Origin of the sequence: Xanthomonas codiaei (genome assembly GCF_002939785.1) — a bacterium.
Taxonomy (GTDB): domain Bacteria; phylum Pseudomonadota; class Gammaproteobacteria; order Xanthomonadales; family Xanthomonadaceae; genus Xanthomonas; species Xanthomonas codiaei.
The window spans coordinates 162,568-180,226 of the sequence record NZ_MDEC01000008.1 but is presented as its reverse complement, the minus strand read 5'-3'; the positions used below and the strand labels follow the sequence as shown (position 1 = coordinate 180,226).

Annotated in this window: 3 protein-coding genes and 1 pseudogene; all 4 read right to left on the bottom strand. The window is 63.8% G+C overall.

What is annotated here, in order from left to right; all coding sequences use genetic code 11:
- Positions 1–86 precede the first annotated feature (86 nt).
- A pseudogene (locus XcodCFBP4690_RS08280) lies at positions 87–758 on the bottom strand (hemagglutinin repeat-containing protein); the annotation flags it as partial.
- 74 nt (positions 759–832) lie between these two features.
- Positions 833–1,294, bottom strand: coding sequence for a hypothetical protein (locus tag XcodCFBP4690_RS22385; RefSeq protein WP_146091862.1), 462 nt, complete (start codon positions 1,292–1,294; stop codon positions 833–835).
- Positions 1,287–15,509: a two-partner secretion domain-containing protein gene (locus tag XcodCFBP4690_RS08275; RefSeq protein WP_104540494.1), complete on the bottom strand. Its 14,223-nt coding sequence runs from the start codon at positions 15,507–15,509 to the stop codon at positions 1,287–1,289. Before XcodCFBP4690_RS08275 ends, XcodCFBP4690_RS22385 begins: the two co-directional genes overlap by 8 nt.
- Before the next feature lie 70 nt (positions 15,510–15,579).
- Positions 15,580–17,280: a ShlB/FhaC/HecB family hemolysin secretion/activation protein gene (locus tag XcodCFBP4690_RS08270; RefSeq protein WP_104540493.1), complete on the bottom strand. Its 1,701-nt coding sequence runs from the start codon at positions 17,278–17,280 to the stop codon at positions 15,580–15,582.
- Between the last annotated feature and the right edge of the window lie 379 nt (positions 17,281–17,659).

The following is a 17,659-nucleotide window of genomic DNA, read 5'->3' as shown; positions in this document are numbered from 1 at the left end:
GTAAAACGTTTCTTCACGTCCAATCTCCGTCGGGTAGGGAATTGGACTCCAAACTGCGGTGCTACTCAAAATCGGGGGGACGTCGCTGCAGCAGCCACGCCGGACTCGAGCAAGGCGCGATATTGCGCCACGCCATCGGCGTAGTTGCCCAGGTAGCGGCGACCGGTGAGCTGGGTGATCTGGTCCAGCACCAGGCGCTGCTCGTAGAAGCCATCGCCCAGGCGGGTCTGGGTCCACTCCGGGTCCACGCCCAGCTTGTCCAGCAGGAAGTCGCTGCTGATGAAATTGTCGTAGTTGACGAAGCGCGGATCGGTCTCGATCAGGTAACGACGGCCCGGGCCGTTGCTGCGCCAGGCGTTGATGCCGCCGAGGCCGGTGGCCGCGCGTCCCATGGCCGTGCGGTCGGTGGCGGTGCCATTGGACAGGCGATACAGCCCACCGATAGGCAGATCGATCTGCGTCAGCGAGGTCTGGCCGCCGCCCACCAGATCGGTGACTGGGATGGTCGACGGATCGACACCCACCCGGCTCTGGTTGGCACCCACGACGATGCCGGTGCCGGCCGCGCTGGTCTGCACCGTGGCCTGATCGACCGTGCTGCGCACCAGCCCACCGTCGTTGGACATCACCGGTGCGACCGACATCTTGATGATGCCGCCCGACGTGGCGAGCGTGGCGTCCTGGGTGTTGGCTCCGACCTGAGCACCTGCATTACCGGCGGTGCCGGTGGCAACACGGATGCTGTCCGCGCCGCCATTGAAGCAATCTGCAAACTTCAGGGTCAGATTGACCTACTAATTACACCTGACCACGTTCTTGGCAGATTTATTCATCAAGTCCTAAATGAAAAATCCACATCCCAAAGAGATCTAAAATTCGAAATATCATCCAATCTACCCTTGTCAAAAAAAACCTTCATCAATTTTTTGGCCAAATCCAAATCAGACAACCAACCTCTCGGATCCCACTTCTGATCCAAATAGCTTACAAAATCAACTCCACTACAACCTTCATCTCCCCCCCACCACTGCAAAATTTCACGCTTCGGGTCCTTCGAATCAACCCTCAGCAAAATTCTATAAATTCCTTTAACTCCCTCCATAACAACAGCTTTAATTTTATCACTTGAATTATCAACTCCATTATAATCATGCATGATAAGAGATGCTCGCCCGCCATCTACAAAGACAGATTCAATTCCCGCAACAATCCTTTCCCATGCGGGATCTTCAGTGCAAACAGCACGCATACCGGGAACGCCGAAGGAAAGTATAAATTCGTACTTATTATCCACCAGTAGCCCTCTTCAGCTCGACCAGACCGTCACCAATTTTCCGCCTACTCCAAATCCAAGTTTTCCCAGTAGTAGCATCATAGACAGTCAACGAACTTAGCCCAGACCTCTCGGCGGCAGCCGCCAAGTTGGTTGATTGACTACAATAAGAACAAATTTCCTCCCCCCTCACTACCATTGACATTTCCTGCCCTTGCGTCAAGCCCGAATCGTAAGCTCGTTGGATAGTAGCAATTTCCGCATGGGCATTGCTCATATTTGAATTAGGAGCGCCCGGAGGAATTAAATCGGCAATCAACGTAGACTTCGAACTATCTGCCATTGCTGCGGGACGTGCCATCTGATTCGTATCTATAATTTTATTACCTGCCACACTCGCCTCAGCGGTGACTTTGACAGTCTCCCGGCCTGGCTCAAGTATCCGTCCAATCAAGGGATCATGAGTCTCTCTTCTCATCAAATCCTTTAAAAGGTTGGCAGCCGCTGCAGCATCTGATTTTCCATCAGCCTTAAGCGGAATAAGCCTTCTATAAGCTAGTACAAGATCATCTACCGTAAACCCAGGGCTAGCCAATAAATCATCAAATTTCTGCGCCGCAACTGAGCCAAGCGCCCCTCCCCCAGAAATCGCAAGAGAGTGTCCACCGGTCCACTCGGTTGCGATCGCGTCAAGCGCACCTACTACTAGTCGGCCACAGGCAACAAGATTTAATGCGCACGCCCCGCCACCTACCGCGGCGACGCCGATCGCGGCTCCCGTGGCTGGAACAGCGACGGTTAGGCGGCTGTCTCTGCCAATACCCTTTCCTGCATAAGTCAACAGCTCCGGCTGGTACAGCAACTGCAGCTCGTCCTCTTTCAGGCCTGCGGCACCAAGCGCATTGAAGACTTCCTTGAAATTCTCCGGCGTGCCTGCCAGTTTTTTGCCGTAGAGGTGGAAGTTGTCTCGATCGCTCGTATCGAAGGCTTTTACGCCGTCGTATTCGTTGTTGTTCGTCCCAAGGAACTTGACCGCCGCTTCATTCATCGGCGTATCCTTTAGTGCCGATTGAATTGTCGAATCTACGTACGACGCTGCCTCTATGAGCAGGATCTGCTTGGCACTCTCTTCCGAGATGCCCTGCTGATAGGCGAATCCCGCAGCATTGTCCTTGATCCACTTCACTTCGTCCGGGTGCAGCTGCCGGTTGAACTGATCGCCGGCCAACGCGGTGTTGGCTCCTGCTACGCCGCCCAGCGCTCCACCAATGGCCGCACTACCCAGTTCCATCAGGGCTCGATAGGTTTCGCTATCACTGGCAACCCCCTGATCCCTGAGGTACCCGGCCATCGCCAGCTTCGCCTTCTCGGCACCAGCGGCAGCGAGCGCGCCTCCCGCCACATCGCCGCCGCCCAGCGCGGCCACCGCGGCGCCGGTGAGACCATGAAGCAGTGTCTTGTTCAGGCCCCCGTCGGCCCAGCTGTCCATCTTCGCCTGGGCGTCAGCCATTCCTTGCGGATTGTTCGTGCTGTAGGCAGTCGCGTACTCGCTGAGCGCACGTTGTTGCATGCTGCTGGCGATATCACCCGCTGCGCGGAACCCGATCGCTCCAGCCAGCCCCATCAGCTCTTTCTGATCCTCGATCTTCTTCTGATCGAAGATTCCCTTCAGCCCAGACTGCTGCAACTCGGTTGCACTGCGATCCAGACCTGCAAGCGCAGATTCATCTCCATTGCGGATCTGGATCGAGCCGGCAGCGATGTCGCTCTTGGTCGTGCTGCTCGAGCTGTCGCTGGCGTTGCCCAGCATGCTCAGCCCGGTACCGATGGCCACGCTCGCCATGCTGCTGCCCGTGCCGCCAGCCACAGAGACGCCGCTGGTCTTGTACTCGGCCTTGTTCTGCAGGTCCTCGACCGTCAGGCTGCCGGTGGACAGCCGGTTGCTGCCAGCGGCGGCCGTACTGGCGATCGCACCGCCGACCAAGGCCGTGCTGCCGCCCACCGTGATGTCGAAGCCCCCATTGCCGGCCTGGATGCCGCTCTGCTCGGTGACGCTGGTATAGCTGCTGTTGACCTTCTGTTGGCTGTAACTGCCGCCGCTGCCCGAGCCGGTCGCCAGCGTCAGGCTGGCTTGTTGTTGCTTGCTCTTGTACTCGTTGGTGTCCTGCTCGCTCTTGATCAGCAGGTCTCCGCCGACATTGGCCAGCACCTTGTTGCCGATGGCCTGTGCGCCCTGGATGGTGGTGTCGTTGCCGCTGGCCAGGGTCAAGCTGTCGTTGGCCGTGATCACACTTTCCGCGCGCAGATCGCTATTGCCCTTGGCGCTGCCCTTGCCTGCAGACACTGTCAGATAGTAGCCCGTCGTCGCCCCAACGCTGACACCGATCTCGCCGCCAGCGTTCTTGTTTTCCGACTTGGTGGTGTTGGTTTCCTGATTACTGAGCAGGTTGAGGTTGTTTGCTGCAGCCAATGCAACGTTGTTGCCGGCAATCTTGCTGCCGATGACATTGAGATCGCTACCGGTCGCCGCGATGGTGACATCGCCGTTGCTGAGGATGCGGCTGCCCCCGGTGCTTTCTTCGTGTGTGCTGGTCTTGCTTGACGAACTACTGGCACCAATGCCGAGACGAAAGCTCATGCCGGTTGCGGCGCCCGCGCCTTCAAGTCCACTCGCTGGGTCCTTGCCAGGTTTCGCCACATTTCCACCGACCGCTTGACCGTTATATCCAGCCAAGAAATTGTCGGAGGTTGTTTGGGCTTGATCGACCGTCGCACCTGTCGCGTAAGCAGCCCGTGCTGCATAGAGCGCTTTCAGCCTATCGTCGTCCACATCGGAAATTCGCTTGGCAGCACCATAGGCTGCTAATGCAGTATCGACCACGCCACCACTGATACCCAACGTAATGCCCGCACTCTGCTGCTTGGACGTCTGCACCGTATCCACGGTGTTTTCTGCAGCAGCAATCGTGACTTCCTTACCCACGATGGTGGTGCTGGTGGCGCTCAATACATCGCTACCGGTGATGGCCACCTTGTTGCCAGCAGTCATCGTCACCGCACCGTCGGTACTGCCGACCAGGCTGCCGGTGTTGGTGACCTCGGTAACATCCAGACCATCGGTTTTCTTGGTCACGCCCAAAGCGACACTGAAGCCACCTCCGCCGTAGAGACCAGACTTCTTGACGGTCTTCTCATGCTCTTCGCTGCGGGTGTTCTGCACCGTGTCCAGCGTGAGGTTGTTGCCGGCGGCCAACATCACATCGCCAGTGCCAGCAATCTGCGCACCTTGCGACAGCAAGTCGTTACCCGCTGCGATCTGCACCGTATCGCCACTGAGCGTGGTGGTGACCGCCACGTTGTCGTGCCACTCATCATGCGTGGTCGTGGTCTTGCTGCTGAACGTGCCCTTCTTCTTCTTGGTCATGTCCTGCACGGCATCGTGCTGCTCGCTGGCGGCGAGCAGATTGACGTCGTTGCCAGCAGCCAGGGTGATGCCGCCTTCCTTGGTGGCGGCCGATGCGGCGGTCAGGCTGATGTCGTTGCCCGCCTGCATGGCGAGGTTGCCACCGGCACTGAACTCGGTGCCGTGGACGGTTTCGTCGCGGGTGCTGGTGGTTTGCTTGAAGCGCTTGCGCGTCTCCAGAACATCGCTGGTGTCCACCGTGGTCAGCGTGCTGGCGTTGATGTCGTTGCCGGCGCTGATCCCCACGCCCTTGCCTGCATCGAGCTTGGCAGCGACCAGATTGACGTCGTTACCGGCGCTGAGGATCAGGTTGCCGCCGGCAGTGAGCACCTGTTGGTCGATGGTTTGCGTCGTGGTCGTGGTAGTGACGCGGGTCTTGCCGTTGCGCGAGTTGTAGCTGTTGCTCTCGCTGTCGTTGAGCACGGACTCGACAGTGAGGTTATTGCCTGCTGCGGCGATCAGATCACCCCCGGCCTTGACCTCGGCCTGACGGATGGTCAGGTCGTTGCCGGCGGTCAGCTGCAGGCTGTCGCCGGTGCTGATGCTGGTGCGCGTACCGGCTTTGCCATCCAGACCGGTGGTCGGGGTCAGCGAGAGATTGTTGCCCGCCTGCAAGGCCGCGCTGCCGCCCGCATTGATGCTGACGCCATGCAGTTGCAGGTCGTTGCCTGCGGACACGATCAGGTCCTTACCGGTCACGAGCGACACAGCGTCACCGCCACGCAGCAGGCCATTGTCGTCGCGCAAGGCACTCGGTGTGAGGCTCAGGTTATTGCCCGCAATCAGCGCCGCACTGCCACCCGCCTGCACGCGGGTGCCGGTCAGTGTCATGTCGTTGCCGGCGAACAGCTGCAGGCTGTTGGTCGCAGTGATGCCGGACAGGATGCCCGCGCCATTGATGGCCTTGGCCGCTTCGCTGACCAGGTTGTTGCCGGCCGCAAGCCCCACATCGCGGCCCTGGATCTGGCCCTGGTTAAGCAGGTCGTTGCGCGCTTCCAATGCCACGGTACCGGTGCCGCTGATACGGCCCTGGTTGAGCAGGTTGCCGGCGGTAACGCTGACATCGGCACCGGCGATGACGCCCTGGTTGCTCATGGTGTTGGTGGCGTTGAGCTCGACGTTGCCGCCGGCGATCAAGGCGCCATTGCCGCGCAACTGCAGCGAGTTGGAGGCCAGATAGACCACCGGCACCAGTACCTTCTGGCCCTGGTAGTCCTGCTCCACCATCCACACGATGTCCTGCGTGAGCGCAGCCGCCTGCGCGGCGGTGAGGCCGACGCCCATGCTCAGTTGCAGCTGGCCTGCAGCAGCCACGCCAGACTCGAGCAAGGCGCGGTATTGCGCCACGCCATCGGCGTAGTTGCCCAGGTAGCGACGACCGGTGAGCTGGGTGATCTGGTCCAGCACCAGGCGCTGCTCATAGAAGCCGTCGCCCAGGCGGGTCTGGGTCCACTCCGGATCCACGCCCAGCTTGTCCAGCAGGAAGTCGCTGCTGATGAAGTTGTCGTAGTTGACGAAGCGCGGATCGGTCTCGATCAGATAGCGACGGCCCGGTCCATTGCTGCGCCAGGCGTTGATGCCACCGAGGCCGGTTGCCGCACGGCCCATCGCCGTGCGGTCAGTCGCCGTGCCATTGGACAGGCGATACAAGCCGCCGATAGGCAGATCGATCTGCGTCAGCGAGGTCTGCCCGCCGCCCACGATGTTGGCCACCGGGATGGTGGCGGGGTCGACACGCGTGCGCGTTTCGTTCGCACCTGCCGTGACACCGCTACCAGCTGCGGTGGGTTGCACAGTTGCCTGATCGACCGTGCTGCGCACCAGCCCACTGTCGTTGGACATCACCGGTGCGACCGACATCTTGACGATGCCGCCCGAAGTGGCGAGCGTGGCGTCCTGCGTGTTGGCGCCGACCTGAGCACCTGCGTTACCGGCAGTGCCGGTGGCAACACGGATGCTGTCCGCGCCCCCGTTGGCACGACCGACGACCGTCTGGCCACCGACGCTTCCAGCAGTCTGCCTGCCACGTCCGCTGAGTCCACCCTGGCCGCCGACTGCGGCAAGCGATGCACCACTGACTGCCCGCCCGTCGCTACCGACAGCGCCATTGCTGATATTGGCGCCATTGATGCTCACGCCTTGACCGCCGGTCATGCTGGCGCCTAGGGCGAGATAGCTGTTACTCGTCGTTGAAGAGCTGAGCCTCTGGTCCTCTTCCTCGTAGTAGCAAACGACCTTCTGCCCAACCGGCTGCATGCAGTCATTGGTGATCGCGGTAACGATGTGTTCCACATCGCTTTGCCGGACCACCTGATTCAACGCCAGCGCCTGGTTGAGCAGTTGCTCACCGCCATTGATCATCGCATCCGAGAGCCCACCAAGACCTCGCTGATTGGCAGCGAACAGGCCGGCTGCAGCGATGGTCGAGGCGTTATTTGTAACGCTTCCCGACAGCAAGATGTTTCCACCCGCTGCAATCTTCCCCTCTGCGCTTGCGGAAGACAGCTGTTCCTGCTGAATCACCTGATAGTTGCGATAAATACCAGGTGCGAGTCCTGTGTAGGGATAGGGCGCGCGTGCGCCCTGTATGTTCCGGATCGCCTTGCTTTCGATAAGCTCGCCACCCGAGTAGACATCGTCGCTACCAGGATCGGTCGACACGCTGGTCGTATTGATCACCCTCCGACGATTGTTCAGCTGATTGGCCGCAATCAAAATGCTCCCATCCGCCTCAATACTGCCCGAGAGGTTATTCACCACACCCGTACGCGCGACCAGGGTGCCGCCCCCATCCTGCGCGCCACCAATTGCGATATTGCCCAGACTGAAAATACGCGCGTCGCGGTTGAGCAACTGGTCGCGCACGACCAGGTTCATGTTGCCGGTGGAGCCGAGCAAGGCCGAGCCGTAGGCGGCATTGTCGGTCGCGCCGCCGAGATCGGCGCCGTTGACCAGCGTGCCGGTATTCACCGCCACAGTGCCACCCACGACGCTGCCGGTGTTGTAGACGCTATTGGCAACCAGCGACAAGGCGCCGTTCCCGGAAATGCTGCCGGCGTTATCGATGACGTTACCGCCATTGAGGCGGGTATCGTTGGACAGGATGCTGGCGCCGGCACGGTTGGTGATGCTGCTGGCGGTGATGTCCAGCGCACGTGCGGCCTTGAGCGTGGACTCGTTGACGAGGTTGCCACCCACGCGCAGGTTGAAATTGCCGTTGCTGACCAGGTCGGCACCGGCGCGATGGGTGTAGTCGCTGCGCAGGGTCAGGTCGAGCAGATTCTGCGCCAGGATGCTGCCGCCACCATCGAAGCCCACGGTATCGATCACCACATCGCCGGCCCCACCGGTCGTGCTGCCTGCGCCAATCTGTCCACCTGCGTTGCTCAGGCTCTGCAGGTTCAGGCGGACCGCTTGTTCGGCCTTGATCCTGCCGTTGCGGTTGTCCAGCGTCGCGCCTGCGCGCTGCAGCAGCACGTTCGCGCCCGCATAGACGCTGCCGCCCTGATTGTTCAGGCCATTGGTATTGGCGATCAGATCGCCACCGGCCACCAGCTGCCCGCTGTTGTTGGCGATGCTGGCCGCATCGATGACCACGCTGCCGCGCCCGCCCAGATTGCCGCTGCTGTTGGTCAGGGCGCCGCCGGTAGTGATGCGCGTCAGCCCGGCTCCGTTATTGACGATGCTGCCTTGCGTGTTGTCGATCAGCCCGCCTGAGGCGGTCAAGGTATTGCCGGCATCGAGCTGTCCACCACTGTTCAGCAGCGCCCCGGCCACAGCGACGTTGAGATCGCGCCCGGCGCTGAGCTTGGCGTTCTGGTGATTGTCCAGCTGGCCGCGCGCAGTGACGCTGAGGTCGCGCGCCGCTTGCAGGCTACCGCCGGCGCTGGCGATGTTTTCTGCCGTGATCACCGCATCGGTGCTGGCGCCGATGATGCCGTTGCCGTTATCCAGGCCACGGTTGAGTTCCACCCGCAGGCTGCCGCCTGCCCCGCCGCTGGCAACCGCCTGCACGGTACCGCCGGCATTGCTCAGGCTATCGGCACGCAGTGTCAGCGCACCACCACTGGCCTGCAGCAAACCGCTGCGGTTATCGGTGGTGCCGCCGGCCTGGACAGTCAGCCCACGTGCGGCGACCGAGCCGCCAATGTTGTTGAGGCTGGCCGCCGTCAGCGTTGCATCGCCGGCTGCGGCGATGGCGCCGCCCTGGTTGTTCAAGCCACTGCTCGCACCCAGGGTGAGCTGGCCCTGGCTCAAGATGCGTCCATCGGCATTTCCCATCGCGCCGCGACTGGTGAGCGAAAGATTGCCGGTGCCGGCATGCTCGATCCGGCCTTGCGCGTTCTCCAGGCTCGCCGCGGTGATGGTCAGATCCTGACCATTGCTGGCCAAGGTGCCAGCGGTGTTTTCGATGGCGCCCCCGATGCTGACCCGGGTGAGGCCAGCGCCGCTCTGCACCAGCCGGCCACCGGCATTGTTCAAACTGCCGCCATCGATGCTGAGCTGGGTGGCCTGCATCTGGCCGCCAACCGTGTTGAGCCGGCCGTTGTCGATCGTGCCGCCGGCCTGGACGCTCAATGTGCCGCCCGCGAGAAGATCGCCGCCACGATGAGCGAGGCTGCCCGCAGTGGTGAGCGAGGCGTTACCGGTGGCCCGCGTGCTGGAACCGCTGAGGTCGAGCTGACCGCCTTGCGCCACCAGGTTGCCACCGGCCAGCAGCTTGGCGGACACGCCCAGCTGGCGGTCTGCGACCAGGCTCAGGGTGCTTCCCATCCCCAGATTGCCATCGGCCGCGATGCCTGCGCCCACGGTACCGGCGACATTGATATCGCCGGCACGCAGACTCAGGTTGCCTGCTGCCGTGGTCTGCCCTGCATGGTCGATGCGTGCACCTTGCAGACCCACTGTCGCGCCACTGACGACACCTTGCTGACGCAGCACCGCATCGCTTGCCAGCGTGGTCTGTTGACCAGAGAGCTGCCCTGCAACAGTGAGATCGCCCTTGGAGTGCAGGTCCAACGTGCTGCCAGCACTCAAGCTGCCGCTTTGCGCCAAGGCGCCATCGGCCTGCGCCGAGAAGGCGCCAGCCGCAGCCAGACTACCGTCCAGCTGCAGGTTGCCGCGGCTGATCAACGCGACATCGCCGCGCTCGCTGCCCAGTTGACCGCTGCTGCTCAGCTGTTCGGCCTCCACGCGCAGGCCGTTGCCGCCGATCAGGTCACCGCGATTGTCCACCGCACCCGATGCCGTCAGGCCCAGACGCTGCAAGCCGTACGCCTGCCCACTCTGGCGCAGCGCGCCAACGCCGAGCGTCAGCTGATTGCCTGCGCGGATGGCGCCGGCATTGTCGAGCAAACCGGCAATGGTCAGCGTGGTATCGCCTTGCGCAAGCAGCACGCCGGTACCGGTGTTGCTTGCACTGGCGGCGGTAGCGCTCAGGTTCTGGCCGGCAACGACCTGCGCGGCATTGGCCAGCGTCCCGGCAGCGCTCAGCACCACGGCACGATCGGCCTGCGCAACTCCGGCAACGGCCAGGTTGCCGGTACTGCGCAAATTCAAATCGGTGGATGCATCGAGGGCGCCGCGGCTATCGATCGCCGCACCATCCAGGCTGATCGCGCCACCGGCCTGAAGCACCGCCGCTTGCGCCGTGCCGATGGTGGCAGCGCGCAGGGTGGCATCGCCACCACTGGACGCCTGCCCGTTCAATGCGAGCGTGCGCTGCGCCTGCAGGTCCAGCCCGGAGGCAGACTGCAAGGTGCCTGCCGCGATCAGATCGCGCCCGGCATGCAGTGCAACCGACTGCGCCTTCAGCGAACCGCCTTGCTGCAGATCGCCAGCCGCGGTTGCCTGCAACGTGGTCGCAGCCGCAACCAAGCCCTGCAGCGTCATTTCGCCACGGCTGGTCAGATCGACAGTGGCTGTCTGGCTACCGAGCTGGCCGCTGCTGCGCAGGTTGCCTGCATCCACGACCAGGTGGTCGGCGGCGATCAGGCTGCCGCGATTGTCCAGCAACCCGGTGACAGTGGCAGTCAACGCCTTGCCGGCATTCGCCGAACCGCTTTGATCCAGGCTGGCTGCAGTGATACGCAGGTCGCCGCCGCTTTGCACGTTGCCGGCGTTCTGCAACGCACCGGTCGTCAGGGTGACGACACCCTCGGCAGCCAGCACGCCGGACCCGGCGTTGGTGACCGTGCCTGCCTGCACGGAAAGATCGCGGCCTGCAACAACTTGAGCCGCATTGCTCAGGCCACCCGCTGCGTTGAGCACCACATCGCGGTTGGCTTGCGCCACCCCTGCCAAGGCGAGGCCACCGGTACTGGTCGCGCGCAGATCGCTGCCCGCATCGAGCGTGCCGCGGCTGTCGATGGCTGCGCCGTCCAGGGTGATCACGCCAGCGCTTTTCAGCACGGCGGCCTCCCCGGTCGTAATGCTGTCGCCACGCAGGGCGGCAACACCGCCTGCCTGCGCCTGGCCGTTCAAGGCGAGCGTATGCTGCGCCTGCAGATCCAGCGTGGAGGCGGATTGCAACGTGCCGCCGGCAGTGAGGTTGCGCCCTGCCTGCAAGCTGACACTCTGCGCACCGAGCGTGCCCGCCTGCAGCAGGTCGCCAGCTGCGGTGGCCTGCAGCGCAGTGGCGGCAGACACGACGCCGCGCAGGTCGATGGCGTTCTGGCTGGTCAGCGTGAGTGCGCCCGTCACCGAGCCGAGCTGGCCGTTGCTGACGATGTTGCTCGCCCCGATGGTCAGGTCCTTGCCGGACACCAATTGCCCGACATTCTCGAAGGCTCCGCTCGAAGCAATGGAAATCGCCTCTCCGCTGTACAGGCGGCCACGCTGCAACAACGCGCCTGTCGACACTGCAAGCCCGCGCTCGCCATGCAGGGTGCCGCTGTTCTGCAGCGTGCCAGCCACGTCGATACGCAGATCGCGCAATGCGCCCAGGGTTGCGTCGGCTGCATTGTCGACACTGGCCGCGCGCACGCCGAGATCGCGCGCGGCAATCACCTGCGCGGAATTGCGCAATGCACCGTCGGCCGTCAGGGTGACATCGCGCCCGGCCTGGGCCACACCGCCCAGTGCAAGATCGCCTGTGCTGCGCACGCTCAGATCGGCGGCTGCATCGAGTGCACCGCGGCTATCGATGGCGCTGCCGTCCAGGGTGATGTCGGCGCCGCTCTTCACCACGGCCGCGCTGCCAGTGGTGATGGCCGCAGCGGTGAGCACGGCGTTGCCTGTGCTCGATGCCTGCCCGTTCACCGCAAGCGTGCGCTGCGCCTGAAGATCCAGAGTGGAGGCAGACTGGACGGCGCCATTGACGGCAAGGTCGCGGCCGGCCTGCAGCGCAAGCGACTGCGCAGTGAGCGTGCCGGCTTGTTGAAAGTCGCCACTGGCGTTGGCGCGCAGTGCGGTCGCGGCAGCCACCACGCCGTCCAACTGCAGATCCGCCTGGCTGGCCAGCGTGACATCGGCACGTTCGCTGCCAAGCTGGCCGCTGCTGCGCAGGCTTGCTGCGTCGACCAGCAACGCGTCCCTGGCCACCAGGCTACCGCGGTTATCCAGCGTGCCAGCCACCGCAACCTTCAAGGCCTTGCCCGCGGAGACACTGCCGCTTTGGTCCAGCGCCGCCGAGGTGAGCTGGACATTGCCGCCGGCTTGCACGCGGCCGGCGTTGGCGAGCTGCGCTACCGTGGTCAACGCCACATCGCTCTCGCCGGCCAGGACGCCGGCGGAAGCGTTGTCCAGCTGCTGCGCCTGAAGGGTCAGATCACGTCCAGCCACGACATGCGCAGCGTTGCTTACCGCATTGGCGGCGGTGAGATGCACGTCGCGGCCGCCCTGAGCCACGCCAGCCAGCGTGAGATCTCCCTGGCTGCGGATCTGCAGATCGGTGCCAGCGTCCAGCGTGCCACGACTGTCGATGGCGCCCCCCTCCAAGGTCAAGGCGCCGCCAGCATGCAGCACGGCGTCCTGGCTTGTCGTCACGCTGTTCGCACGCACGGATGTATTGCCCTGTACCTGGGCTTGTGCAGCAAACGTCAGCGCACGCTGCGCCTGCAGATCCAGCGTCGACGCCTGCACTGTGCCGGCCGTGGTGAGATCCCGCCCCGCCACCAAGGCGACCGACTGTCCCGTCAGCGCGCCCGCCTGCTGCAGATCGCCACCAGCACTGGCCTGTAGCGACGTCGCTGCTGCCGTGACGCCCTGCACCCGCATGTCGCCCAGGCTCGCCAGCCGGACGCTGCTGGCCTCGCTGCCCAGTTGACCATCACTGCGCAGGCTGGCAGCGTCGATCTGCAGCGCGTTTCGGGCAACCACATTACCGGTGTTGTCGAACGCATCGCCAACCGTTGCCGTCAGCGTATTGCCGCTGCCAATCCGGCCGCTCTGGAGCAGCGTGCCAGCCGCCAGCTGCACTGCATCAGCGCCGTAAAGGCTGCCAGCGTTATCCAGCACCCCGCTAGTTCTTACAACCGCACCGGCGTTGGAGGAGAGTGCCGCGCCCTGCGCATTGCGCAGCGAGGCCGCATCGACCTGCAGCGCGCCATTCGCCACCACGTTTGCGCGATTTTCCAGCGCGTTGCCCGCCTGCAAGGTGATAGCACCTGCGCTCTGCAAGGTGCCGTTCAACGCCAGATCGGCGGCGCTTGCAACGCGCAGATCGGCACCGGCATCGATCGCCCCCTCGTGCTCGACCGTGCCACCACGCAATTGCAAAGCGCCGGCGCTGCGCAGCTGGCCGCGCTGGCGCAGCGCGCCATCCGCCTGCAGGTCGATCGCGTCCGCAGCACTCACCAGCGCAGCGTTGACCAGCTCACCGCCGGCGACCATGGCGACGTCGCCGCGTGTGGTCTGCAAGGTGCCCGATACCTCGGCATTGCCGCCACTGCGCAAGGCCATGCTCGCAGCATTGACTTCCCCGGAGAGTTGCGCCGTGGTGCCGGCATCCACTGCCAGCGCCACGCCCGCCACGGTGTTGCCGCTCAAAATGACGCCGTTACCGGCGCGCAGGGTGGTATCGCCGCGCTGGCTGCCGATGTCGCCACGGCTTTCCAACTGTGCGGCGTCCACCGTCAATGCGTTTCCGGCCACCACCGTGCCGCTGTTGACGAAGCCTCCGGCGACAGCAACCTGCGCATCGCGCGCAGCGGTCATGCTGCCGGCGGTGGCCACGGTGCCCGCCTGGAGCCGCAGGTCGCGACCGGCGTAAACGCTGCCCGCGTTATTCAGCGCGGCAGTGCTGCGCAGATCCAGATCGGCTCCCGCAGACACGGCAGCGCGCTGCGCAACATCGAGCGCGCCGGAACTCAACGCAACCGCATCGGCAGCGACCAGTTGCCCCTGCAGCCCCAGCCGGCCACCGGCCTGCACCTGCGCGTCCCGCCCGGCCTGCGCCAGCCCGCCCATCCGCACATCGCCGCTGCCGGTCACTCGCAACGCGGTCGCTGCATCCAGCGTACCAAGCGCGTCGATCGTGTTTGCGTTCAATGCAATCGCACCGCCGCTCTGCAAGGTACCGGACAGCGCAATGCTTGCCGCACGTAGGTCCGCGCCTGCGCCGCCATACGCGACACCGCCGCTGCGCAACAGGCCATCGGCTCCCAGCTCCAGTGCGCCGGTGCTATGCAGGCTGCCGTCAGCATTCAACTCCGAACCAAACAGGCGAATCGCGCCGGCACTGCTGCGGCCGGCATGCTGCAAGGTCCCGCCGGCCTGCGCCGTCAACGCTCCGGCGGCCACCAGGTCGCCGGACAGGCGCAGCTGCGCCCCTCGCAGGTTGACATCGCCCTGCTGCGAGCCCAGCACGCCGCGTTGGTCCAGGTCACCGGCGGCACGCACGTTCAATCCATCGCGCGCCACGGTGGTGCCGCTCAGGCTCACCTGGCCGGCACTGTCGATCTGCAGATCGCCGCTCTGTGCCGCCAGGGTGCCGCGGCTGACCACGCCAACACCGGCTTCGGTGGCAATCAGGCGAATCCGCTCGGCGTACATGCCGCCCAGCTGCGCCACGTCGATGCCGATCGACGGTGCTGCGCCATCGGTGCCGGGCAACACTTCCAGCAACATGCCATCGACATTGACACGTCCGGTGCCTGCACTGGCCACCAGTTCCCTGGTCCAGATCGAGCCGTCGACGCTGAGTTGCCGCGAGAGCAGGTCCAGGCGATCCACGTTGAACGCATCCAGGCCATTGCTGCCGATGCTGAGTGCGCCGCCGGTAATGGTGAAACCATTCAAGGCGCCATCGCTTCCCAGGGTCGGCGTACCGGTGGCGAGCGTGACGCGCGAGGTGTTGAGAAAGCCGCAGCCATCGCAGGAAATGCCATTGGGGTTGGCGATCACCAACTGCGCCTTGGCACCGGCGATCTCGGTATAGCCCTGCAACCGGCTGCTGGCCGAGGTGACCTCGTTGAGGATCAGCGAGGCCGCGCCGCTGCGCTGCAGGTTGTTGTTGCCCGCGACATAGCCGCCCAGCTCGGTCTTGGAGATCTGCGCGCTGTTGTTGAGGATCAGCCCGTTCGGGCCGACATTGAAATTGCTGTAGCGATTGTGCGAGATGCCGCGCGCATTGGGCGCGACGATGTCCACCACCGGCACCCCATTGGCAGCGACCTGCTGGCCGGGGGTCTGCCCACCGGGATTGGGCGTGGGTGCAACCTGGGCCCAGGCCGGGAACGAGGTCCAGGTGATGGTGACGCACAGCAGCAGCGCCAAGGCGCGCTTGCCCTGCTCGACCACGTAACCACGCACGCTCATCGCTTCGATATCCATCGTTTCTCTCTGGCCGCCTGTGGACGGCATCAATCCGCTAGCGCGCGGCCGGCTGGCTGCGCGATCCATGTCAGAACTGGTAGATCACCCGCGCGCCATAGGCTGGCTGCGCGCTTCCAAAACCTTCAGGCCGGTGGATCGCCCAACCGGCGAAAGCATCGAGGCTGGCGCCGAACCATCCGCCGCGCAGTCCCACCGCACCACCCACCAGGCTGCGTCCGCGCAGCCCGCTCGCACTGGTGCCATCGATACGGCCGGCGTCCAGGCCCAGGTAGGGCGTCAGCCCGATCCGCTGTACCGGAAAGCTCAAGGTATTGCGCCAGTACGCGCCCTTTTCTGCACCCAAGGTGGCTTCACCGTCGAAGCCACGCACGCTGTAGCGGCCGCCGATGGTGACGAATTCCGAACCCAGCAGCAGTTCGCCGGCCGTCTGCGCACGCAGGCTGCTCTCCCAGGCCATCGGCACCGGGCCAAGCTTGAAGGGCAGCGCGGTACTGATGTCCAGCGTGGTGACGCCATAGCGGAAGGTCGGAAAGCCGATTTGTGGGTCGTATCCGGTCCACTGGCTGTTGAACCAGGGCGTTCCGCGCCGATGCGCGATACGCGCATCCAGTTGCATGGCGCCGAGATAGCGACGATGCGCGAAATAGAATTCCGCGCTACTGGTATCGCGCCGCTGGATCCCGATCTCCACGCCATCCAGATAACTACGTGCGCGGCGCCGCCCGATGGTCACGCCAGCGGAGGTCTTGCTGGTGCCGTCGCGGTGCAGCACGCGCTGGATATCCAGCTGGGCGTTGCTGGATTGGCCGCTGGACTGGAAGGTCTGCAGGAAGCCATCCACGCGTTGGTGATACCGATACGACGACGCCGACAATGCGAATGTCCACCAACCCCAGGGCAGGCTATAGCTCAGGCTGTTGCCGCGGGTACCGCGCTCTTCGTCGCGCGTGGCCAGATCGTGGCTGTAGCCCACGCTGAGCAGATCGTTGAGCCCCAGTGGATTGTCCAGCGAAAGATCCAGCCCACCCTGCACGCGGCCCGTGGCCTCCACACCCGAGTCTTCTGCGTTGACCACGCCACGCCAGCGTCGGCCGTGCTGCAGCGTGATCACCAGATCCGACTCACCTGGCGCTTGCCCGGGCGCGATATCGATCTTGGCGTCCTGCGATGGCAGGCGCTTGAATTGCTCCACCGCCTGCTCGATCGCACGCAGATCCAACAGATCCCCGCTGCGTAACGGCAAGGCGGTTTTCCAGTGCGCGCCTTCGGTATCGGAGACCACACGCACCGCACGCAGACGTCCGGGCATCAATTCGAAACGTAGTTCTCCACGCGACAGATCCTGCTCGGGCACCCCGATCCGGGTGGTGACAAAACCACGTGCCACCAGGCGATCCAGTGCGCGGCGGCGAATGATGTCGATCCCGGCGCGTCCGATACAGCGGCCCTCATAACGACGCAAGGACTTCCACAACCAGGCAAAACGGTCCGCTGCATCGCCCGCACCGGACAGGCGTACGCGCGTGATGGCAAAGCACAGCTCTTCCGTGGGCAATGCGGTGCTACGTGCATCCACGCGCTCGGCATCCTCGCGCGGGCCGGCGAAGGGCGCCTGGCGCTCCTGCTCCTGCCGGCGCTGGATCTCTTCGGCCTGGCGCAGTTGTTCCTGCCGATCCAGGCTGGAAGGTGCCGTTTGTTGAGCAGCCGCCAGCCCGGCGACCGCCCATAGGCAAGCCGCCAGCGCCAATGGCGGCGATCGCATCCACATCTGTCATGCCCCCTGTGCAACGGTCATGCCGTGACATGCCGTTACTCGCACCACCGCGCCTGGCCGCCAAAACGGCGGCACAACCCGTCAGCGCGGCGAGTGCTGCGGGACTTTGCTGTAGCGTTAACGAAACGTCAACGCTTGCTGTAGGGGCCACCCTGTAAGAAAAACCCGACAATCAGACTAATGTGATGGATATCACTAAAATAGTTGGATGCAGCCGCGGCAGGATCGCTGCAACGGCTTGATGCGGGGCATCCAGAGGGATGAAGTTCGGCCAACAGGCGGTCAAGAAGCTAATTCGAGCAATGCTCTTAAGGCATGACAGTTTTCATGAAGGGTCCCACCGGATTGTTGCCTGCCTTGCCCAGGCATCAAC